Genomic DNA, 20,554 nt, shown 5'->3' on the forward strand with positions numbered 1-20,554 from the left:
GGGTGGGAGATCCGGTCGCTCCTGAGGCGGGCCGGGCTCCCGCGGGGCGGGACGAGACGGGGTGGTGCAGGGGTGGTGCGGATGGTGCGGTGGGGCGGGGTGGTGCTGCGGAGGATCGCGCGGATGCGGGCCGCGCGATCCCCGGGATCAGGAGGCGGCGATCGCCTCGGTGACGGCGGACCGGGCGTCCGCCGCGCTGTCGGCCGCGAGGGCGAGCTCGGCGTAGCGCTTCGCGTCCTCGAGGGTGTGCTCGGCCAGCTCGGCGCGGACGTCGGCGAGAGCCGACGGCGACATCGAGAGGGTCGTCGCGCCGAGGCCCACGAGGACCACGGCGAGCAGCGGATCCGCGGCGGCCTCGCCGCAGATGCCGACGGGCTTGCCCAGTGCGGCGCCCGCGCGCCCGACCTCGCCGACGAGGCGGAGAACGGCGGGGTGCCACGGGTCCTGGAACGCCGACACGGTGCCGAGCATCCGGTCGGCGGCGAGGGTGTACTGGGTCAGGTCGTTGGTGCCGATGGAGGCGAAGTCGGCGACTCCGAGGATCCGGTCGGCGAGCAGGGCGGAGGAGGGGACCTCCACCATCACGCCGGCCGTGCGGATCCCGAGCTCCTTGGCCATGGAGGTGAAGTAGCGGGTCTCGTCGACGGTCGCGACCATCGGCGCCATGACCCAGAGGTCGGCGTCGGTCGCGGCGTCGGCCTGGGCGAGCGCGGTGAGCTGGTCGCGGAGGATCTGCTCGCTCGCGCGCAGCGCGCGGAGGCCGCGGAGACCGAGCGCCGGGTTCTCCTCGTGGTCGTCGTTGAGGAAGGCGAGCGGCTTGTCGGCGCCGGCGTCGAGCGCGCGCACCACGACCTTGCGACCGGGGAAGGCGGCCAGCAGGCGGGTGTACTGCTCGGCCTGCTCGGCGACGGTCGGCGCCTCCTTCGCATCGAGGAAGAGGAACTCGGTGCGGAACAGGCCCACGCCCTCCGCTCCGAGCTCGACCGCGTTCGCGGCGCCGTCGGCGGAGCCGAGGTTCGCCAGCAGCGGCACGGCGTGGCCGCCGGCGAGGGCGCCGGGGACGACCGGCGCCGCGAGCATCTCGGCGCGCTCGGCGATCGAGGACTTCGCGTCGCCGATCTCGACGTCGGACGGGTTCACCGTCACCACACCGGAGGACGCGTCGAGGATGACGAGCTGGCCGTCGCGCAGGTCGAGCGCTCCGGTGGTGCCGACGATGGCGGTGATCGACTTCTCCCGGGCGAGGATCGCCGTGTGCGAGGTCGGGCCGCCGTCGCTCGTGATCAGGCCGAGGACCTTCTCGAGGTCGAGCAGCGCGGTGTCGGCCGGCGCGAGGTCGCGGGCGACGAGCACGAACGGCTCGTCCGACTCGGGGACGCCGGGCGCCGGGACGCCGCGCAGGTGCGCCACGACCCGCTGCGAGACGTCGTCGAGGTCGGTCGCCCGCTCGGCCATGTACCCGCCCATCGCGACCAGCAGGTCGCGGAAGCCGGCGAACGCCTCGTGCACCGCGCGCTCGGCGGTCTTGCCGGTCGCGAGGCGCGCCTTGACGTCGTCCGCGAGCGAGGGGTCCTCCGCCATCAGCGCCTGCGCGTCGAGCACGTCCTTCGCCGAGCCGCCGGCGCGCTCACCGCGGTGGCGGATGGTCGCGGCGGTCGCCGACAGCGACGACACCGCGCGCTCCTCCTCCTGAGCGACGGACCGCGTGCTGGCGGTGTCCTCGGGCTCGGGCAGCGGATCGGGCATGCGCAGGACCGGCCCGAGGGCCAGCCCGCGGCCGACACCGGTGCCCTGGAGCTTCGCGGAGGCGTAGGCGGTCGAAGGAGTGGACAGCGTCATGAGATCTCGGTTCCTGTGTGCGTCTCGGCGGTGAGAGGGCGGTGGGGGCGAGGGGTCTTAGGCGTCGTGGTCAGTGCTGAGGAACTCGCTGAGCTCCTCGAGGACGGCCTGCTCGTTGTCGCCCTCGACCGAGAGGGTCAGCGAGTCGCCGTGCTCGATGCCGAGCGAGATGATGCCGAGGATGGAGGCCGCGTTGACCGCGGTGCCCTCGCCCTTCTTGACCAGGACCTTCTGACCCGACTTCGCCGCGGCCTGGCTGAAGAGCGAGGCGGGACGGGCGTGGAGGCCCTTCGACGATGCAACCTGCACGGTGCGCTCGACCATGAACGTTTCTCCTTGATCCTGCAGTCGGAACTGCGTCAGTGGTTCCCGGTGCCGGGCGCGGCGCCCGTGGCGGGAGGTGGGGCGTCCCCGTCCGATCCTGCGACGACCGCGCGAGCGGCGAAGAGGACGGGCAGGGTGTCGAGCACGGCATCGGCACCGTGCGCCCCGAAGACGTCGTGAGGGAGGAGGGCTGCCGCGGCGCCGACGTGCACCGCGCGCTGGCGGAGCTCGTCGAACTGCGACTCGAGATGCGGTCCGACCAGGAGGACGTCCGCCAGGGGCAGGGCGTCCGCGACACCCGTGAGGGTCTCGGATCGGAACACGGCATCGATGCCGCGCTGCTTCGCGCCCGCTCGCAGCCGGTGGGCCAGGAACGTGCTCGACGCGCCTGCACCGCAGACGATCAGGATCGTGCGCACCTCGTTCGCCTCCTCGCGTCCGGGTCTTGCCTCATCCAAGCATCTCGCCGGGCCCCGCGTCCGCTGCGGCAGACAATCTTCCGCGGGGGCGGAAGAGCGCTCCCGGCGGTGTCGGCGCGGGTCCGCCCCCGCCGACCCGGAGATGGTTGACTGGAAGACCGATGCCTGACAACCGCGAACGACTGCTGGAGTACCTCTCCCGCGCCGACGGCTGGGTGACGGCGCACGAGCTCGCCGACCGGCTCGGGGTCACCACCCGGAGCGTCCGCAGCTACGTGACCGCGGTCAAGGCCCAGGCGGCTCCGCTCGAGCCCGTGGAGTCGTCGGCCAACGGCTACCGGCTCGCGCGGGACGCGTACTCGGCGTTCCTCGAGACCCGGCTGCTCCGCGACGTCGAGCCGGACACCCCGCGCGACCGGCTGTACAGCATCGTCCGGCGCCTGGTCGACTCCGACGACGGGCTCGACGTCGCCGTTCTCGCCGAGACGCTCTCCGTCAGCGAATCGACGATCGACGCGGATCTGCGGCGGGTCAAGGCGCTGGCGGACGAGGCGGGGCTGGCCCTCGTGCGCCGCGGCCCGGCCGTGCGGCTCGAGGGCAGCGAGGAGGCGCGACGCCGGCTGATCTCGCGGATGTTCCGCGACGAGAGCGCGCAGGGCGTCTTCACGCTCGACGACGTGCAGCGCGAGTTCGCCTCCCCCGGTCTCGGCGCGTTCAAGACCGAGCTGCTCGCCGAGCTCGAGACCCGCGGCTACTACATCAACGACTACGGCGTGAACAGCGTGCTGCTGCACATCGCGATCGCCGTCGACCGCGTCTCGCGGGGCATCGGCGACCCGTCCGGCTCGCGCCCCTCCCCCGCGGTCCACGGCGAGCTGGCCGCACTGCTCGCCGAGCTCGTCGAGCGCCACTTCGCCACGAGGCTGACCGACGCGGAGCTGGCCCAGCTGGCGATCCTGATGACGACGAGGGTGGCGACTCCAGGACAGAACGAGCCCGTCGCGGCCGTCGTCGAGAACTACCTCGACCCCGAGGACGTCGCGGTCGTCCGCGAGCTCGTCGCCGACGTCAACGAGGCCTACCTGGTCGACCTGGACGACGAGGGCTTCATCGTCCGCCTCGCGCTGCACGTGCGGAACCTCGTCGCGCGGGCGGCGGAAGGCGGCTACTCGCGCAATCCGCTCACGCGCTCGATCAAGACGAGCTTCCCGATGACCTACGAGATCGCGGTCTTCCTCGCGAGCGGGCTGCAGCGGCTCCGCGGCATCACGGTCAACGAGGACGAGATCGCTTACATCGCCCTGCACGTCGGCTCGTTCCTCGAGCGCGTGTCCCGGCGCGAGGAGCGGCTCTCCTGCGTCATCGTCTGCCCCAACTACTACGACCTCGCGCACATGCTGCGGCTGCGGGTGGAGCGCTCGCTCGGCACCGAGGTCGAGGTCCGCTCCCTGATCACCCGGAGCGACGTCGACTGGGACCGCCTCACCGCCGACCTGGTGATCACGACGATCGACGAGCGGCCCGCCTCCGAGGACGTCGTCGTGGTGCAGCCGTTCCTCACCGACCACGACGTGGACGCCGTGCGGCGCGCGATCGCGCGCGTGCGCCGGCACCGCCGCCGGGCCCGGATCAAGGACGAGCTGCTGCAGTTCTTCGACGAGTCGCTCTTCTTCCGGAACGTGCACGCCCGCGACGAGGCCGCGATGATCCGGCTGCTCGGCGAGCGGATGATCGCCGGCGGCATCATCGACGACGACTACGTCGACGGGGCGATCGAGCGCGAGCGGATGAGCTCCACCGCGTTCACCGACAACCTCGCCGTCCCGCACGCCATGGCGATGAGCGCGCGCCGCACGGCGATCGCCATCGTCGTGAACGACGTGCCGATGGCGTGGGGCGAGCAGCGGGTGAACGTGATCGCGATGATCGCCTTCGCCTCCGCCGGGCGCAGCAGCTTCCAGTCCGTCTTCGACCAGTTCGTCGAGGTCTTCGCCGACCGTGCCGAGGTGCAGCGGCTCATCCGCCGCTCCACGGACTTCGGCGGCTTCATCGAGGAGCTCGTCCGCGTCATCGACAGCTGACGCGGGTCTCGATGCGCCGCCCCGCGGAACCCGATCAGGGCGTGCCCCTGTCCCTGGCGCGGGTGGGCGGTCAGACTCGGCAGGGGGCGCCCCCGATCGCTGCGACGAAGGAGCATCCCATGTCTGTCGATCCCGAGGTCTACCGTTCTACGCTGGATCGATCGTCCGCCGCCGCGATGCGGTGGATCGAGTCCCTTCCGGGTCGGCCGATACCGCCGTCCAGGGACGTCGAGCAGATGGCGGAGACGTTCGACGGGCCGTGGCAGGAGGGCCCGCTCGATCCCGCCGTCGTGGTGGAGGAGCTCGCGACGCTCGCCGAGCCCGGGCTGATGGCGATGCCCTCCGGGCGCTTCTTCGGCTGGGTGATCGGCGGCACCCTGCCCGCCGCGCTCGGCGCGGACTGGCTGGTCAGCGCCTGGGATCAGAACGCCGCCATGCGCTACGCCTCACCGGCGACGGCCGCCGTCGAGCAGGTCGCCGGCGAGTGGCTGCTCACGGCGCTCGGGCTCCCGGCGACGGCGGACGTCGGCTTCACCACCGGGGCGACGATGGCGAACGTCGTCGGGCTGGCCGCCGCCCGCGCCTTCGTACTGGATCGGGTGGGCTGGGACGTGAACGCCCACGGCCTGCAGGGAGCACCGCGGCTCACTGTTCTGGCCGGCAGGGAGCGGCACACCTCTGTCGATCTCGCCCTGCGCTACCTGGGGCTCGGGGCACCCGCTGTCGTCGACACCGACGACCAGGGCCGCCTCCTCGTCGACGCCCTCCGCGTCGCGCTGGAGCGTGCGGACGGCCCCGTGATCGTCTGCCTCCAGGCCGGGAACCTGCACTCCGGCGCCTTCGATCCGATGGCCGACGCGATCGCGATCGCGCACGAGCACGGCGCGTGGGTGCACGTCGACGGCGCCTTCGGCTTGTGGGCGGGCGCCAGCCCCGCGCTCCGTCCGCTGCTGCGCGGGATCGAGACGGCGGACTCCTGGGCGACCGACGCGCACAAGACGCTCAACGTGCCGTACGACTGCGGAGTCGCCGTCGTGGCGCGGAGCGGGGCCGCGGGTGCGGCTCTGGGGACCCGGACGGCCTACCTGATCCGCGCCGACGGCGACGAGCCGGACCCCATGGACCTGACACCGGAGATGTCCCGCCGAGCACGCGGTGTCCCGGTATGGGCGGCCCTGCGACAGCTGGGCCGGACCGGCCTCGTCTCCCTCGTCGACGGACTGGCCGCCACCGCGCGGGACCTGGCGGATCGACTCTCGGCGATCCCGGGTGTCAGCGTGCTGAACGAGGTCGTCTTCACCCAGGTCTGCCTGGCCTTCGAGTCCGACGAACGGACCCGGGAGGTGACTCGCCGGCTCATCGAGGACGGGACCGTCTGGATGTCGGGCTCCCACTGGCGCGGGCGGGACGTGCTGCGGATCTCGGTGAGCAACTGGTCGACCGATGCCGCCGATGTCGCCACGAGCGTCGCCGCCGTCCGCGCGGCGGCAGGCGCTCCCCCGGTGTGACTTCGCCGAGGCGCGGCCGGACGTCGGAGCGCCTCAGACGATCGGCGTCGGCACGATCCCGTACTGCGCCAGGCCCGCGGCCCCACCGTCGGCGAGGGTCGTCACCCAGATGCCGTCGCGGTGCACCGCGACGGAGTGCTCCCAGTGCGCGGACATGCTGCCGTCGACGGTGGCGACCGTCCAGTCGTCCTCGCGCACGACGGTCTCGGCGCTGCCGGCCGTGACCATGGGCTCGATGGCGACGACGAGGCCCGGCTTCACCTCCGGGCCGCGCTGGCGGACCCGGTAGTTGAAGACCGGCGGCGCCTCGTGCATCGTGCGGCCGATGCCGTGGCCGATGTAGTCGGTGAGGATCCCGTAGACGCGGCCCGAGGCCTCGGCCTCGTCCTCGATGTACTCCTCGATCGCCGCGCCCACCTCGTTGAGGTGCCGCGCCGACGCGAGAGCCGCGATGCCGCGCCAGAGCGAGCCCTCGGTGACGCGGGACAGCGCCTCCCGGCGCGCGACCTCGTCGGGCCGCTCGTCGTCGGGCAGCACGAGCGTCATCGCCGAGTCACCGTTCCAGCCGTCGATCTCGGCGCCGCTGTCGATCGAGACGATGTCACCGGCCTCGAGGACGCGGCCGCCGGGAATCCCGTGCACGACCTCGTCGTTCACCGACGCGCAGATCGTGTGCCGGTAGCCCGGCACGAGCTGGAAGTTCGAGTGACCGCCGAGCGCGACGATCGCCGCCTCGGCGATCGCGTCGAGCTCGAGCGTGCTGACCCCGGGTCGGACCGCGGCGCGCACGGCGTCGAGGGAGGCGGCGGTCGCCAGCCCCGGCGCGATCATCGATCGCAGCTGGGCCGGCGTCTTGTAGAGGGAGGAGCGCAGCGCCACGGGTCAGGCGGCCGGCGAGTCGCCGACGAGGCGACCGACGCGGTGGCCCTCGAGGGCGACGACGATGCGCTCGGTGACCTCGTCGACCGGGCCGAGGCCGTCGACGACGATGACGAGCCCGCGCGCGGCGTAGATGTCGATCAGCGGCGCGGTCTGCTCCTCGTAGAGGGCGAGACGGTGCCGGATGACCTCCTCGGTGTCGTCGCTGCGACCCTGCTCCGCGGAGCGCTTGAGCAGGCGGGCGACGACCTCGTCGGGGTCGGCCGTCAGCTGCACGACCGCGTCGAGCCGGTTGCCGTCCGCCGCGACTATGCGGTCGAGCTCGTCGACCTGCTCCGTCGTGCGCGGGTAGCCGTCGAGGAGGAAGCCCGTGGAGACGTCCGCCTCCTGCAGCCGGTCGTGCACGATCGCGTTGGTCAGCTCATCGGGCACGTAGCGGCCGGCGTCGAGGAACGACTTGGCCTGGAGGCCGAGCTCGGTCTCGTTGGCGACGTTGGCGCGGAAGATGTCTCCGGTCGAGATCGCGGGGACCTTCAGGACCTCGCTGAGCCGAGCGGCCTGAGTCCCCTTGCCGGCGCCCGGAGGGCCGATCAGCAGCAGACGGAAGCCGACCGGGGTCGAGGTCATCGGAGGAGCCCTTCGTAGTGGCGCTGCTGCAGCTGGGAGTCGATCTGCTTCACCGTCTCGAGTCCGACTCCGACGATGATCAGGATGGACGTGCCGCCGAACGGGAAGTTCTGGTTCGCGCCGACGAGCGCGAGCGCCACGAGCGGCACGAGCGCGATCAGACCGAGGTAGACCGAGCCGGGCAGCGTCACGCGGGTCAGGACGTAGTTCAGGTACTCGGCGGTCGGACGACCGGCGCGGATGCCGGGAATGAAGCCGCCGTAGCGCTTCATGTTGTCGGCGACCTCGTCCGGGTTGAAGGTGATCGCGACGTAGAAGTAGGTGAAGCCGACGATCAGCAGGAAGTACAGCGCCATGTAGAGCGGGTGATCGCCCTTGGTGAGGTAGTTCGTGATCCAGGTCACCCAGAAGGGCGCCTCCTGGCCGGCTGCGGGCTGGTTGAACTGCGCGATGAGCGCGGGCAGGTACAGCAGCGACGAGGCGAAGATGACGGGCACGACGCCGGCCATGTTGACCTTGATCGGGATGTAGGTGTTGTTGCCGCCGTACGTTCTGCGCCCGACCATCCGCTTGGCGTACTGCACGGGGATCCGCCGCTGCGACTGCTCGACGAAGACGACCGCGACGACGAGCACGAGCCCGACCGCGAGGACGAGGAGGAAGGTCTCGAAGCCGCGCGACTGCGCGATCGACCAGAGCGAGGTGGGGAACTGGGCGGCGATCGAGGTGAAGATCAGGAGCGACATGCCGTTGCCGATGCCGCGCTCGGTGATGAGCTCGCCCATCCACATGATGATGCCGGTGCCCGCGGTCATGGTGATGACCATGAGCAGGATGGAGTACCACTCGTCGGTGATGATGAGCGCCGAGCACTCCGGGACACCGGAGTTGCCGAACAGCGCGCCCGAGCGGGCGACGGTGATGAGGGTGGTCGACTGCAGGACGCCCAGCGCGATCGTGAGATAGCGGGTGTACTGCGTCAGACGGCCCTGGCCCGACTGGCCCTCCTTGTAGAGGGTCTCGAAGTGCGGGATGACCACGCGCAGCAGCTGCACGATGATCGACGCCGTGATGTACGGCATGATGCCGAGCGCGAAGATCGACAGCTGGAGCAGGGCTCCACCGCTGAAGAGGTTCACGAGCTCGTACAGACCGGAGGTGCCCTGGTTGCCGGCGAGGCAGGCCTGGACGGCCTCGAAGTCGACGAACGGAGCAGGGATGAAGGATCCCAGCCGGAAGATCGCCACGATCGCGAGGGTGAAGCCGATCTTGCGGCGGAGGTCGGGGGTGCGGAAGATCCGCGCTACGGCGCCAAACATCTACCTAGGGTCTCCTGCTCAGTTCTGGGTGCGGGATACAGGTCGAGCTTGCCGCGCGCTCCCCGTGGGGAGTCGACGCGACAAGCTCGACCGACAAGCTGCTGGTGCTACTTGATGGATCCGCCCGCGGCGACGATCTTCTGCTCGGCAGAGCTGGAGACCTTGTCGACCGCGACGTTCAGCGTAACCGCAATGTCCCCGTCGCCGAGAACCTTCACCTTCTCGTTCTTGCGAACGGCACCCTTCGCGACCAGGTCGCTGATGGTGACGTCGCCGCCCTGAGGGTAGAGCTCCGCGAGAGCGGACAGGTTCACGACCTGGTACTCGACGCGGAACGGGTTCTTGAAGCCGCGGAGCTTCGGGGTGCGCATGTGCAGCGGCATCTGCCCACCCTCGAAGCCGACGCGCACCTGGTAGCGGGCCTTGGTGCCCTTGGTGCCGCGACCGGCGGTCTTTCCCTTGGATCCCTCACCGCGACCGACGCGGGTCTTCGCCTTCTTGGCGCCGACCGCGGGACGGAGGTGGTGGACCTTGAGCACGTGCTCCTTGGTCGAGGCCTGCTCGGGAGTCGTGGACTCCGCGACGGCCTGGTTCTTCTCAGCCATTAGTCAATCTCCTCGACCTTCACCAGGTGGGCGACGGTCTTCACGTATCCGCGGTTCTGAGAGTTGTCCTCGCGGACGACGCTCTGACCGATCTTCCTGAGGCCGAGCGAGCGCAGCGTGTCGCGCTGGTACTGCTTCTCACTGACCTTCGACTTGATCTGGGTCACCTTGAGCTGGGCCATCAGGCACCTGCCTTCGACTTGGACGCGGCGGCGAGAGCGTCGGCCTCGGCACGGACGAGCCGGGGCGGCGCGACCTGGTCGAAGTCGAGCCCGCGACGAGCGGCGACGGCGCGCGGCTCCTCGAGCTGCTGCAGGGCCGTCACCGTCGCGTGGACGATGTTGATGGTGTTCGACGAGCCGAGCGACTTGCTCAGGACGTCGTGGATGCCGGCGCACTCGAGCACGGCGCGGACGGGACCGCCGGCGATGACACCGGTACCCGCGGCGGCGGGGCGCAGGAGCACCACACCGGCAGCGGCCTCACCCTGGACGGGGTGCGGAATGGTCGAGCCGACGCGCGGGACGCGGAAGAAGTTCTTCTTCGCCTCCTCGACGCCCTTGGAGATGGCGGTGGGGACCTCGCGGGCCTTGCCGTAGCCGACTCCGACGAGTCCGTTGCCGTCGCCGACGACGACGAGCGCGGTGAAGCTGAAGCGACGACCGCCCTTGACGACCTTCGACACGCGGTTGATGGTCACGACGCGCTCGAGGAACTGGCTCTTCTCGGAATCGCGGCCACCGCGATCGCGGCCACCCTGGTTGCGGTCACGGCCGCCACGACGGGGCTCGCGGGCCTCCTGCTGGGGCTGCGTGGACGCAGCGGTCTCGACGGGGGCCTCCGACACGGCGGCGACCTCGGGTTCCTTGCTCTCTGCGGCGGTCACAGGTTGAGCCCTGCCTCTCGTGCTCCATCGGCGATCGCGGCGACGCGACCGGCGTACTTGTTGCCTCCGCGGTCGAAGACGACCGCCTCGACTCCTGCGGTCTTCGCGCGCTCGGCGAGAAGCTCGCCGACCCGGCGGGCCTTGGCGGTCTTGTCACCGTCGAACACGCGGAGGTCGGCCTCGAGGGTCGACGCGGACGCGAGGGTGCGGCCCTGCGAGTCGTCGACGATCTGCACGAAGACGTGACGGGCCGATCGGTTGACGACGAGACGGGGGCGCTCGGCGGAGCCGACGACCTTCTTGCGCAGACGGTCGTGACGACGACCGCGCGCAGCGGACTTGCTCTTTCCTCTGGTTCCGAGTCCCATGATCACTTACCGCTCTTTCCGGCCTTGCGGCGAACGACCTCGCCGGCGTAGCGCACGCCCTTGCCCTTGTAGGGCTCGGGCTTGCGGATCTTACGAATGTTGGCGGCCACTTCGCCGACGGCCTGCTTGGAGATGCCGTGCACGGTGACCTTGTTGTTGCCCTCGACCGTGAACGAGATGCCCGCGGGAGGGGTGACGACGACCGGGTGCGAGAAGCCGAGGGCGAACTCGATGTCCGAGCCCTTCACCAGCACGCGGTAACCGGTTCCGACGACCTCGAGGCCCTTCGAGTAGCCCTGCGTGACACCGATGATGTCGTTCGCGATGAGCGTCCGGGTGAGGCCGTGCAGCGAGCGCGACTCGCGCTCGTCGTCGGGGCGGGAGACCAGGACCTGGCCGCCTTCGACGGCGACCTGGATGGGGCTGGCGACCGGGACGGTCAGCTCGCCCTTGGGGCCCTTGACGGTGACGAGGGATCCGGCGACGGAGACGTCGACGCCCGCCGGGATCTCGATGGGGAGTCTTCCGATTCGCGACATGGGGTTACCACACGTAGGCGAGGATCTCCCCACCCACGCCCTTCTTCTCGGCCTGACGATCGGTCAGCAGACCGCTCGACGTGGACAGGATGGCGACGCCGAGGCCACCGAGGACGGTGGGGATCTCGGTCGACTTCGCGTAGACGCGCAGTCCCGGCTTCGAGACGCGCTTGATGCCGGCGATGGAGCGCTCGCGGTTCGGTCCGTACTTGAGGGAGATGGAGAGCGTCGTGCCGACGCGCGCCTCCTCGACCTTCCAGTCGGAGATGTAGCCCTCGCGCTTGAGGATCTCGGCGATGTTCGCCTTGAGCTTCGAGCCGGGGAGGGCGATGGAGTCGTGGTGCGCGGAGTTCGCGTTGCGGATTCTGGTCAGCAGATCTGCGACCGGATCAGTCATGGTCATGGCTGATGGTGCCTTTCTCGCCTGGTTTCGGCACCCTTTACAAGAGTGACGACCTGTGGTGTGGGACGGCGCCGACGACGTCGACGCCCATGCGGCCGCGCGAGCGCAGGCCAACGAGCCATGGTACACGGCTGAGGGCCGGCGGTCGAGGGCCGACGGCCGATCCTCCCGGAGGAGGACCGGAGCTCTGGGAGTGCACCCGGACCGCGGGGCGGCCGGGTGCACAGCGAGGCCGGAGGGCGGGTGATCCGCCCTCCGGCCTCGGGGGTCGTGCTACGCGTTGTCCGCCGACTTGAACGGGAAGCCGAGCTGCTTGAGCAGCGCGCGACCCTCGTCGTCGGTCTTCGCGGTGGTGACCACGGTCACGTCGAAGCCGCGGACGCGGTCGATGCGGTCCTGGTCGATCTCGTGGAAGATCGACTGCTCCGTGATGCCGAAGGTGTAGTTGCCGTTGCCGTCGAACTGGCGGTCCGAGAGACCGCGGAAGTCGCGGATGCGCGGCAGCGCCACCGAGAGCAGGCGGTCCAGGAACTCCCACGCGCGGTCACCCCGGAGGGTGACGTGCGCGCCGATGGCCTGGCCCTCGCGCAGCTTGAACTGCGCGATGGACTTGCGGGCCTTCGTGACCTGGGGCTTCTGGCCCGTGATCGCGGTGAGGTCCTTGATGGCGCCGTCGATGATCTTGCCGTCGCGGGCAGCCTCGCCGACTCCGGTGTTCACGACGACCTTGACCAGTCCGGGGACCTGGTGGACGTTCGAGAAGCCGAACTGCTCCTTGAGAGCGGGGATGATGTCGGCCTGGTACTTGGCCTTGAGCCGCGGCTGAACCTTCGCAGCCACTGCGGTGGTGTCAGTCATTACAGTTCCTCACCCGACGCCTTCGCGTAGCGCACGCGAACCGTCTTGGTCACGCCGTCCTTGGTGACGGCCACGTTGCGGTGGCCGACCCGGGTCGGCTTCTTGGTCTTCGGGTCGACGACCGCGACGTTCGAGATGTGGAGCGGGGCCTCGATGGTCTCGATGCCGCCCTCCTTCGAGCCGCGCTGCGACTGGCCGACGCGGTTGTGCTTCTTGACGAAGTTCACACCCTCGACGACGACGCGGTTCTTCTCGACCAGGACCTCGAGAACCTTGCCCTGCTTGCCGCGGTCTCCGCCGCGAGCCTGCGTCGCGCCCGAGATGACCTGCACGAGGTCACCCTTCTTGATCTTGGCCATGACTAGATAACCTCCGGTGCCAGCGAGACGATCTTCATGAACTTCTTGTCGCGGAGCTCGCGACCGACCGGTCCGAAGATGCGGGTGCCGCGGGGGTCCCCGTCGTTCTTCAGGATCACGGCGGCGTTCTCGTCGAACTTGATGTACGAGCCGTCGGGACGACGGGTCTGCTTGATGGTCCGGACGATGACGGCCTTGACCACATCGCCCTTCTTGACGTTTCCGCCGGGGATCGCGTCCTTGACGGTCGCGACGATGACGTCACCGAGGCCGGCGTAGCGGCGGCCGGAGCCACCGAGCACGCGGATGGTGAGGAGCATCTTGGCGCCGGTGTTGTCGGCGACCTTGACTCGGGATTCTTGCTGAAGCATGTGTCTCTCCTGCTAACTCAAGCGGGCCGGGGCCTACTTGGCCTTCTCGAGGATCTCGACCAGGCGCCAGCGCTTGGTGGCGCTGAGGGGACGGGTCTCGCTGATGACGACGGAGTCGCCGATGCCGGCGGAGTTCAGCTCGTCGTGGACCTTGACCTTGGACGTGCGGCGGATGACCTTGCCGTACAGCGGGTGCTTCACCCGGTCCTCGACCTCGACGACGATGGTCTTGTCCATCTTGTCGCTGGTCACGTAGCCGCGACGGGTCTTGCGGTAACCGCGAGCGCCCGCCTCCTTGATGTCGTGGGCGGCCGACTCGTGGCCGGCGCTGTCAGTGACGGTTGCCATTACTTGGCCTCCTCGTTCGACTCGGTCGCCTCGACCTCGGCCTTGGCGGCCTTCTTGGTCTTCGGCTTCTTCTCCGCCTTGGCCGGGGCCTCGACGGGTGCGGGGGTGGCGCGGATGCCCAGCTCGCGCTCACGGATGACCGTGTAGATGCGGGCGATGTCGCGCTTGACGGCACGCAGGCGGCCGTTGGTGTCCAGCTGGCCGGTGGCCGACTGGAAGCGGAGGTTGAACAGCTCCTCCTTGGCCTTCTTCAGCTCCGTGACGAGACGCTCGTCCTCGAAGGTGTCGAGCTCGGTGGGAACGAGCTCCTTGGATCCGATCGCCATTATGCGTCTCCCTCCTCGCGCTTGATGATGCGTGCCTTGAGGGGCAGCTTGTGGATGGCACGGGTCATGGCCTCACGAGCGAGCTGCTCGTCGACGCCGGCGACCTCGAAGAGGACGCGACCCGGCTTGACGTTCGCGACCCACCACTCCGGCGAGCCCTTTCCGGAACCCATGCGGGTCTCGGCGGGCTTCTTGGTCAGCGGGCGGTCGGGGTAGATGTTGATCCACACCTTTCCACCGCGCTTGATGTGGCGCGTCATGGCGATACGAGCGGACTCGATCTGACGGTTGGTCACGTAGGCCGGGGTGAGGGCCTGGATGCCGTACTCACCGAACGACACCTTGGTGCCGCCGGTGGCCTGGCCGGAACGGCCCGGGTGGTGCTGCTTGCGGTGCTTGACTCGACGCGGAATCAACATGGTTATGCCTCAACTCCTGCTGCGACGGGCGCCTCGCTCTGCTGGCGGGGGGCGCGACGCGGACGGTCGCTGCGCTCGGGGCGCGACGACTTGCTGTTCGCCTGCTCCCGAGCGAGCTCCTTGTTGGTGATGTCGCCCTTGTAGATCCAGACCTTCACGCCGATGCGGCCGAAGGTGGTCTTCGCCTCGTAGAAGCCGTAGTCGATGTTCGCGCGGAGGGTGTGCAGCGGCACGCGTCCCTCGCGGTAGAACTCCGAGCGGCTCATCTCGGCGCCGCCGAGGCGGCCGGAGACCTGGATGCGGACGCCCTTGGCGCCGGCGCGCTGCGCGCCCTGCAGACCCTTGCGCATCGCGCGGCGGAAGGCCACGCGGGCGGAGAGCTGCTCGGCGATGCCCTGCGCGACCAGCTGAGCCTCGGCCTCGGGGTTCTTCACCTCGAGGATGTTCAGCTGGATCTGCTTGGCGGTGAGCTTCTCGAGGTCGGCGCGGATGCGCTCGGCCTCGGCGCCGCGGCGGCCGATCACGATGCCCGGGCGGGCGGTGTGGATGTCGACGCGGACGCGGTCGCGGGTGCGCTCGATCTCGATGCGGGCGACGCCCGCGCGGTCGAGCTGCGTGGCGAGGAGCCGGCGGATCTTGACGTCCTCAGCGAGGAAGTCGCTGTACCGCTGGCCCTTCTTGGTGCTGTCGGAGAACCAGCGCGACACGTGGTCGGTGGTGATTCCCAGACGGAAACCGTAGGGGTTTACTTTCTGACCCATTACTTGGTCCCCTCCTCAGGAGTGGCCAGCACGACGGTGATGTGGCTGGTGCGCTTGTTGATGCGGAAGGCACGACCCTGAGCACGGGGCTGGAATCGCTTGAGGGTGGTTCCCTCATCGACGAAGGCGCGGGACACGAACAGGTCCTGGTCGTCGAGGTACTCGTTCGAGGCATCGGCCTTGACGCGAGCGTTGGCCATCGCCGAGGCGACGAGCTTGTAGACGGGCTCGGACGCACCCTGCGGGGCGAACTTGAGGATGGCCAGGGCCTCCTCCGCCTGCTTCCCGCGGATCAGGTTCACGACACGGCGAGCCTTCTGGGGGGTGACGCGGATGTGTCGCACGCGTGCGATCGACTCCACCATTTCTCTCCTCCTTCTCGTCGCCGCGTCAGCGGCGACGGCCCTTCTTGTCGTCCTTCTCGTGACCGCGGAAGGTCCGAGTGGGGGCGAACTCGCCGAGCTTGTGGCCGACCATGGTCTCGGTCACGAACACGGGGATGTGCTTGCGTCCGTCGTGGACCGCGATGGTGTGTCCCAGCATCGCCGGGATGATCATCGAACGGCGCGACCAGGTCTTGATGACGTTCTTGTTGCCGGCTTCGTTGGCCGTGAACACCTTGCGGAGCAGGTGGTCGTCAACGAAGGGGCCCTTCTTGAGACTGCGAGGCATCTTCTACAACTCCTACTTGCGCTTCTTACCGGCGGTGCGGCGGCGAACGATGAGCTTGTCGCTCTCCTTGTTGGGGCGACGGGTGCGTCCCTCGGACTGGCCCCAGGGGCTGACCGGGTGGCGTCCACCGGAGGTCTTGCCCTCTCCACCACCGTGGGGGTGGTCGACCGGGTTCATCGCGACACCGCGGACGGTCGGGCGGACGCCCTTCCAGCGCATGCGGCCGGCCTTGCCCCAGTTGATGTTCGACTGCTCGGCGTTGCCGACCTCGCCGATCGTGGCGCGGCAGCGCGCGTCGACGTTGCGGATCTCGCCCGACGGCAGGCGGAGCTGCGCGTAGGGGCCGTCCTTGGCGACGAGGCGGACCGAGGTGCCGGCCGAGCGGGCGAGCTTGGCGCCGCCGCCCGGCTTGATCTCGATGGCGTGGATGACCGTACCGGTCGGGATGTTGCGCAGCGGCAGGTTGTTGCCGGGCTTGATGTCGGCGCCCGAGCCCGACTCCACGACGTCGCCCTGCGAGAGCTTGTTCGGAGCCAGGATGTAGCGCTTGGTGCCGTCCACGAAGTGGAGCAGCGCGATGCGCGCCGTGCGGTTGGGGTCGTACTCGATGTGAGCGACCTTGGCGTTGATGCCGTCCTTGTCGTTGCGACGGAAGTCGATCAGGCGGTACTGGCGCTTGTGGCCACCACCGATGTGACGCGTCGTGATGCGGCCGGAGTTGTTGCGGCCACCGGTCTTGGACAGCGGGCGAAGGAGCGACTTCTCGGGCGTCGATCGGGTGATCTCGGCGAAGTCGGCAACGCTGGAGCCGCGGCGACCGGGGGTCGTGGGCTTGTACTTACGAATAGCCATTGTCTGTTTCCTCTACGCTTCTTCGGCTCAGCCGACGCTCGTGAAGATGTCGATGGTGCCGGACTTCAGCGTGACGATCGCGCGCTTCGTGTCCTTGCGCTTGCCTGCACCGAACTTCGTGCGGCGGGTCTTGCCCTGGCGGTTCAGCGTGTTGATCGACGCGACCTGGACACCGAAGATCTTCTCGATCGCGAGCTTGATCTCGGTCTTGTTGGAGCGCGGGTCGACGACGAAGGTGTACTTGCCCTCGTCGATCAGGCCGTAGGACTTCTCGGACACCACCGGGGAGATGATGACGTCGCGGGGGTCCTTGTTGAACGCGGCGGACTGGCTCATGCGTTCACCTCTTCCTTCTTGGCGCCGGACTTCGAGGCGACGAACGCGTCGAGTGCGGCCTTCGTGAAGACGATGTCGTCGGCGACGAGCACGTCGTACGCGTTGAGCTGGTCGGACGGCAGGATGTGCACGAAGGGCACGTTGCGCAGCGAGAGCTCGGCGACGAAGTCGTCGCGCTCGAGGACCACGAGGACGTTGCGCGACACCGAGAGGGCGTCGAGCAGGACGAGGACGTCCTTCGTCTTCGGGGTGTCGCCGAGGGCGAGGGACTCGACTACGTGGATGCGGGCGCCGCGAGCGCGGTCCGAGAGAGCGCCGAGCAGAGCCGCGGCGATCATCTTCTTGGGGGTGCGCTGCGCGTAGCTGCGGGGGGTGGGTCCGTGGACCACGCCACCGCCGGTCATGTGCGGGGCGCGGATCGAGCCCTGACGAGCGCGACCGGTTCCCTTCTGCTTGAACGGCTTGCGGCCGGCTCCGGAGACCTCGCCACGGTTCTTCGTGGAGTGGGTGCCCTGGCGCGCCGCGGCGAGCTGCGCCACGACGACCTGGTGGATCAGGGGGATGTTGGTCTGGACGTCGAAGAGCTCGGCGGGGAGCTCGAACGCGCCCGACTTGTTGCCCTGGACGTCGATGATGTCGACAGAGGTAGCCATGGAACTACGCTCCCTTCACGGCGTTGCGAACGAACACGAGGCGACCGCGCGCACCGGGGACGGCGCCCTTGACGAGCAGCAGACCCTTCTCGGCGTCGACGGAGTGCACCTTGAGGTTGAGCACGGTGACGCGCTCGCCACCCATGCGACCGGCCATGCGCATGCCCTTGAAGACACGGCTGGGGGTCGAGGAGGCGCCGATGGAGCCGGGCTTGCGGTGGTTGCGGTGCGAACCGTGCGAAGCCGAGACGCCCTTGAAGTTGTGACGCTTCATGACACCGGCGAAGCCCTTGCCCTTGGAGGTGCCGACGACGTCGACCTTGGTGCCGGCTTCGAAGACGGCGTCCACGGTCAGCTCCTGGCCGGCCGAGTAGTCGGCGGCGTCGGAGGTGCGGACCTCGGTGAGGTGGCGGCGGGGGGTGACGCCCGCGGCGTCGAAGTGACCGGCGGCGGGCTTGTTCACCTTGCGCGGGTCGATCGCACCGGCGGCGAGCTGGACGGCGGTGTAGCCGTCCTTCTCCTCCGTGCGGACCTGGGTCACGACGTTGGGGCTGATCTCGATGACCGTGACGGGGACGAGCTTGTTGTTCTCGTCCCAGACCTGGGTCATTCCGAGCTTCGTGCCGAGGAGGCCCTTGCTGGTCTTCAGCGTGGGGGAAACAGTGACAGACATGGTGGCACTCCTCCTTAGAGCTTGATCTCGATGTTGACGTCGGCCGGGAGGTCGAGGCGCATCAGCGAGTCGACGGCCTTGGGCGTCGGGTCGATGATGTCGATGAGGCGCTTGTGGGTGCGCATCTCGAAGTGCTCGCGGCTGTCCTTGTACTTGTGGGGAGAACGGATCACGCAGACCACGTTCTTCTCCGTCGGAAGCGGCACGGGGCCGACGACCGTTGCACCGGCACGGGTCACCGTGTCGACGATCTTGCGCGCCGACGTGTCGATGACCTCGTGGTCGTACGACTTCAGTCGGATGCGGATCTTCTGTCCCGCCATGTGTGATCTCTCACTCTCTTGTTATTGCGTCGTACGCCACTCCCCCGGCCTGAGCCGGACTCGTGTCGCATAGGACGCGCTCGCGAAGGAACATCCGGAGAACCGGAGAAGTGCACCAGTGTTCTTCTGTCAAAAGCACCGCGCTCGAGGCGCTCTGAGAGCCGTGCAGAACGCACGACGCACGGAGAGCCCGTTGAGTTGTCGGTTGTTGTCGTTCTGCTACCCGCCGCCTCGACGTCGCACTCGCGGGGCCGCCCTCTCGGGTCGAGCCGCTGGGGCGCCGTCTCGGCACTGCCTGGCAGTGTTCCACCCCCTCGCAGCACGCTGCGCAGGCGGAAATTTTGAACTAGAAGAGTCTCTCACGGATGAGCGGGCCTTGCAACCCGGGCGTGTCGCGTCGTGCAGCTCCGTCGACGCCGGCCCTCCGCCGCGGAATCCCGGGCACTGAGGAGCCCGAGGCGACGATCGCCGCTCACTCGAAGAGCAGGGCCCGGAGGGTCGTCTCCGCGGAGGACGGCCGCGAGGGATCGATCGTCTCCCCGGCCCGGAAGTGGTCGAGGACGCGGGGGTCGACGTAGCTCGCGCGCGCCACGGTCGGCGTGTTCCCGAGCACCTCCGACGCGTCCTTCATCGCCTGCGAGATCGCCTTCGTGCGCAGCCGCTGGGTGGGCTGCGGTCCCGCCTTCGCCAGGCTCAGCGCCGCGGCGACGGTGCCGTGCAGAGTGCGGAAGTCCTTCGCCGTGAAGTCGTCCCCGGCGCGCTCGCGCACGTAGTCGTTGATGTCGCCGGCCGAGACGGGGCGCCACTGCCGGCCGTCCTTCCAGGCCAGGAGCCGCGCGTTGGGGCCGCGGCGCTTGAGCGCGCGGACCACGCGGGCGAGGTCGTGGTCGAGGATCTCGCTCGTCCAGGCCTGGTGGCTCTTGCCGGGGAAGGCGAGGGCGACGCGGTCGCCGTGCGTCGTCGCGTGCGAGCAGAGCAGCGTGGTGAGTCCGATGCTGCCGTGCTCCTTCGCGTACTGCTCGCTGCCGACCCGCAGCGAGCCGGTGTCCAGCATCCGGAACCCGGTCGCGAGGGCGCGCTCGCGGGTCGGACCGTCCTCGCGGAGGGCGACCGTGACCCGCCGGCGCGCGGCGGGGAGCGCCTCCGCGAGCCGGAGCGCCCGGTCGAACTTGATCCGGTCCTTCTGCTCGCGCCAGGTCGGGTGGTAGATGTACTGCCGGCGGCCGGCGCCGTCGACACCCGTCGCCTGGATGTGCCCGTTGGGGTACGGCGCGATCCAGACGTCCTGCCAGGCGGGCGGGATGCCGAGATGCTCGAATCGCTCGCGCAGCTCCGGATCGGTGACCGTCGCCCCCTTGGGGTCGCGGTAGCTGAAGCCGGAGCCGGAGCGGACCCGCGTGTAGCCGCGTCCGCTCGAATCGGTCCTGCGGAGTCGTTGCGTGAGCGAATCAGCCATCGACCCGACGATAGGGCGGGGGCGCCGGAACCGGCACCGGGTTGACGGGCGCCCCCGCGCCCTGCGCTACTCGTTGCCGAGGCGCTTGTCGGCCTGGCGCTTGAGGTCCTCGATGCGGTCGTCGTACTTGCCCTTGGTCAGACGGCTGGCGATGTCGCCGGTCTTCTCGAGCACCTGATCCGAGACGCCCTCCGCCTTCTCGCTGCGGAGCGTGTCCTGGACCTTCTTGCTGTTGAACAGCTCGCCGGCCTGTCGTCCGAGCTTGCCGAGATCCACCATGGTTCCTCCTTCATCGGTGCGGGCGAGGGCCGCGCGCGCCTCAGTGTGGCGACACCGCCTGGACGATCGGT

General features: G+C 69.3%; 30 protein-coding genes. 2 read left to right on the forward strand and 28 right to left on the reverse strand.

The features are described 5' to 3' along the window. Window positions 1-147: 147 nt before the first annotated feature. From ptsP to HRK28_RS05105, 3 genes are read right to left on the reverse strand one after another with little or no spacing between them, the layout of a single operon-like run. Window positions 148-1,839 (reverse strand): phosphoenolpyruvate--protein phosphotransferase, encoded by a 1,692-nt coding sequence (gene ptsP, locus HRK28_RS05095; RefSeq protein ID WP_173250608.1) that lies wholly within the window; start codon window positions 1,837-1,839, stop codon window positions 148-150. 57 nt (window positions 1,840-1,896) lie between these two features. Continuing rightward, the gene (locus HRK28_RS05100) at window positions 1,897-2,163 is read right to left on the reverse strand and encodes an HPr family phosphocarrier protein (RefSeq protein WP_160087635.1); all 267 of its coding nucleotides are present in this window, start codon (window positions 2,161-2,163) and stop codon (window positions 1,897-1,899) included. A gap of 35 nt (window positions 2,164-2,198) precedes the next feature. Further along, window positions 2,199-2,582 (reverse strand): PTS sugar transporter subunit IIB, encoded by a 384-nt coding sequence (locus tag HRK28_RS05105; protein ID WP_160087634.1) that lies wholly within the window; start codon window positions 2,580-2,582, stop codon window positions 2,199-2,201. Window positions 2,583-2,743: 161 nt separating this feature from the next. Here HRK28_RS05105 and HRK28_RS05110 point away from each other — a divergent pair, with 161 nt between their 5' ends. Both HRK28_RS05110 and HRK28_RS05115 read left to right on the forward strand, forming a co-directional pair. Continuing rightward, window positions 2,744-4,663, forward strand: a complete 1,920-nt coding sequence (locus HRK28_RS05110; protein ID WP_173250609.1) for a transcription antiterminator — start codon at window positions 2,744-2,746, stop codon at window positions 4,661-4,663. Between the two features lie 119 nt (window positions 4,664-4,782). After that, window positions 4,783-6,171, forward strand: coding sequence for an aminotransferase class V-fold PLP-dependent enzyme (locus tag HRK28_RS05115; protein WP_173250610.1), 1,389 nt, complete (start codon window positions 4,783-4,785; stop codon window positions 6,169-6,171). 33 nt (window positions 6,172-6,204) lie between these two features. Here the strand turns inward: HRK28_RS05115 and map are convergent, their stop codons facing one another. From map to HRK28_RS05240, 25 genes are all read right to left on the reverse strand, one after another. Then, window positions 6,205-7,050 carry a type I methionyl aminopeptidase gene (map, locus tag HRK28_RS05120; protein WP_173250611.1) on the reverse strand — a complete coding sequence of 282 codons (846 nt, stop codon included), beginning with the start codon at window positions 7,048-7,050 and terminating at the stop codon, window positions 6,205-6,207. Window positions 7,051-7,053: 3 nt separating this feature from the next. Next, complete coding sequence (locus HRK28_RS05125) at window positions 7,054-7,677, reverse strand: adenylate kinase (RefSeq protein WP_173250612.1); 624 nt, start codon at window positions 7,675-7,677, stop codon at window positions 7,054-7,056. Then, entirely contained in the window at window positions 7,674-8,996 is a 1,323-nt protein-coding gene (secY, locus tag HRK28_RS05130) for a preprotein translocase subunit SecY (RefSeq protein WP_123445056.1), read from the reverse strand. Before secY ends, HRK28_RS05125 begins: the two co-directional genes overlap by 4 nt. A gap of 107 nt (window positions 8,997-9,103) precedes the next feature. Further along, entirely contained in the window at window positions 9,104-9,601 is a 498-nt protein-coding gene (gene rplO / locus HRK28_RS05135; RefSeq protein WP_160087630.1) for a 50S ribosomal protein L15, read from the reverse strand. Continuing rightward, window positions 9,601-9,783 carry a 50S ribosomal protein L30 gene (gene rpmD, locus HRK28_RS05140; RefSeq protein ID WP_173232138.1) on the reverse strand — a complete coding sequence of 61 codons (183 nt, stop codon included), beginning with the start codon at window positions 9,781-9,783 and terminating at the stop codon, window positions 9,601-9,603. Before rpmD ends, rplO begins: the two co-directional genes overlap by 1 nt. Then, on the reverse strand, window positions 9,783-10,448 hold the full coding sequence (rpsE, locus tag HRK28_RS05145) for a 30S ribosomal protein S5 (RefSeq protein WP_173250993.1): 666 nt from the start codon (window positions 10,446-10,448) through the stop codon (window positions 9,783-9,785). The genes rpmD and rpsE overlap by 1 nt, the downstream gene beginning before the upstream one ends. Window positions 10,449-10,483: 35 nt before the next feature. Beyond that, a complete protein-coding gene (gene rplR, locus HRK28_RS05150; protein ID WP_160091229.1) occupies window positions 10,484-10,855 on the reverse strand; it encodes a 50S ribosomal protein L18 in 372 nt (123 codons plus the stop codon). A gap of 2 nt (window positions 10,856-10,857) precedes the next feature. Beyond that, window positions 10,858-11,394, reverse strand: coding sequence for a 50S ribosomal protein L6 (gene rplF, locus HRK28_RS05155; RefSeq protein WP_123445052.1), 537 nt, complete (start codon window positions 11,392-11,394; stop codon window positions 10,858-10,860). Window positions 11,395-11,398: 4 nt separating this feature from the next. Beyond that, window positions 11,399-11,797, reverse strand: a complete 399-nt coding sequence (rpsH, locus tag HRK28_RS05160; RefSeq protein WP_123445051.1) for a 30S ribosomal protein S8 — start codon at window positions 11,795-11,797, stop codon at window positions 11,399-11,401. Window positions 11,798-12,070: 273 nt separating this feature from the next. Continuing rightward, window positions 12,071-12,655 carry a 50S ribosomal protein L5 gene (gene rplE, locus HRK28_RS05165; RefSeq protein WP_160087626.1) on the reverse strand — a complete coding sequence of 195 codons (585 nt, stop codon included), beginning with the start codon at window positions 12,653-12,655 and terminating at the stop codon, window positions 12,071-12,073. After that, complete coding sequence (gene rplX, locus HRK28_RS05170) at window positions 12,655-13,014, reverse strand: 50S ribosomal protein L24 (protein ID WP_123445049.1); 360 nt, start codon at window positions 13,012-13,014, stop codon at window positions 12,655-12,657. The genes rplE and rplX overlap by 1 nt, the downstream gene beginning before the upstream one ends. 2 nt (window positions 13,015-13,016) lie before the next feature. Then, window positions 13,017-13,385, reverse strand: a complete 369-nt coding sequence (gene rplN / locus HRK28_RS05175) for a 50S ribosomal protein L14 (RefSeq protein WP_123445048.1) — start codon at window positions 13,383-13,385, stop codon at window positions 13,017-13,019. Window positions 13,386-13,418: 33 nt separating this feature from the next. Continuing rightward, the gene (gene rpsQ, locus HRK28_RS05180; protein WP_123445047.1) at window positions 13,419-13,733 is read right to left on the reverse strand and encodes a 30S ribosomal protein S17; all 315 of its coding nucleotides are present in this window, start codon (window positions 13,731-13,733) and stop codon (window positions 13,419-13,421) included. After that, on the reverse strand, window positions 13,733-14,059 hold the full coding sequence (rpmC, locus tag HRK28_RS05185) for a 50S ribosomal protein L29 (protein WP_056037322.1): 327 nt from the start codon (window positions 14,057-14,059) through the stop codon (window positions 13,733-13,735). Before rpmC ends, rpsQ begins: the two co-directional genes overlap by 1 nt. Then, entirely contained in the window at window positions 14,059-14,478 is a 420-nt protein-coding gene (rplP, locus tag HRK28_RS05190) for a 50S ribosomal protein L16 (RefSeq protein WP_123445045.1), read from the reverse strand. Before rplP ends, rpmC begins: the two co-directional genes overlap by 1 nt. 2 nt (window positions 14,479-14,480) lie before the next feature. Beyond that, window positions 14,481-15,239 carry a 30S ribosomal protein S3 gene (gene rpsC, locus HRK28_RS05195; RefSeq protein ID WP_056037327.1) on the reverse strand — a complete coding sequence of 253 codons (759 nt, stop codon included), beginning with the start codon at window positions 15,237-15,239 and terminating at the stop codon, window positions 14,481-14,483. Further along, window positions 15,239-15,604, reverse strand: coding sequence for a 50S ribosomal protein L22 (gene rplV, locus HRK28_RS05200; RefSeq protein ID WP_123445044.1), 366 nt, complete (start codon window positions 15,602-15,604; stop codon window positions 15,239-15,241). Before rplV ends, rpsC begins: the two co-directional genes overlap by 1 nt. 25 nt (window positions 15,605-15,629) lie before the next feature. Continuing rightward, the gene (rpsS, locus tag HRK28_RS05205; protein ID WP_055787078.1) at window positions 15,630-15,911 is read right to left on the reverse strand and encodes a 30S ribosomal protein S19; all 282 of its coding nucleotides are present in this window, start codon (window positions 15,909-15,911) and stop codon (window positions 15,630-15,632) included. A 12-nt stretch (window positions 15,912-15,923) separates the two neighbouring features. Further along, window positions 15,924-16,763, reverse strand: a complete 840-nt coding sequence (gene rplB, locus HRK28_RS05210) for a 50S ribosomal protein L2 (protein ID WP_123445043.1) — start codon at window positions 16,761-16,763, stop codon at window positions 15,924-15,926. A 27-nt stretch (window positions 16,764-16,790) separates the two neighbouring features. Continuing rightward, on the reverse strand, window positions 16,791-17,099 hold the full coding sequence (gene rplW / locus HRK28_RS05215; protein ID WP_160087624.1) for a 50S ribosomal protein L23: 309 nt from the start codon (window positions 17,097-17,099) through the stop codon (window positions 16,791-16,793). Next, window positions 17,096-17,752: a 50S ribosomal protein L4 gene (rplD, locus tag HRK28_RS05220; RefSeq protein ID WP_173250613.1), complete on the reverse strand. Its 657-nt coding sequence runs from the start codon at window positions 17,750-17,752 to the stop codon at window positions 17,096-17,098. The genes rplW and rplD overlap by 4 nt, the downstream gene beginning before the upstream one ends. A gap of 4 nt (window positions 17,753-17,756) precedes the next feature. Next, the gene (gene rplC / locus HRK28_RS05225) at window positions 17,757-18,425 is read right to left on the reverse strand and encodes a 50S ribosomal protein L3 (protein ID WP_104224566.1); all 669 of its coding nucleotides are present in this window, start codon (window positions 18,423-18,425) and stop codon (window positions 17,757-17,759) included. Window positions 18,426-18,439: 14 nt separating this feature from the next. Next, a complete protein-coding gene (gene rpsJ / locus HRK28_RS05230; RefSeq protein WP_005050520.1) occupies window positions 18,440-18,748 on the reverse strand; it encodes a 30S ribosomal protein S10 in 309 nt (102 codons plus the stop codon). A gap of 472 nt (window positions 18,749-19,220) precedes the next feature. Beyond that, on the reverse strand, window positions 19,221-20,204 hold the full coding sequence (locus HRK28_RS05235; protein ID WP_160087620.1) for a DNA topoisomerase IB: 984 nt from the start codon (window positions 20,202-20,204) through the stop codon (window positions 19,221-19,223). A gap of 66 nt (window positions 20,205-20,270) precedes the next feature. Further along, window positions 20,271-20,483 (reverse strand): Rv0909 family putative TA system antitoxin, encoded by a 213-nt coding sequence (locus HRK28_RS05240; protein ID WP_133960597.1) that lies wholly within the window; start codon window positions 20,481-20,483, stop codon window positions 20,271-20,273. Window positions 20,484-20,554: the final 71 nt, after the last annotated feature.

The sequence above is a fragment of the Rathayibacter sp. VKM Ac-2835 genome (genome assembly GCF_013266705.1).
Classification (GTDB): domain Bacteria; phylum Actinomycetota; class Actinomycetes; order Actinomycetales; family Microbacteriaceae; genus Rathayibacter.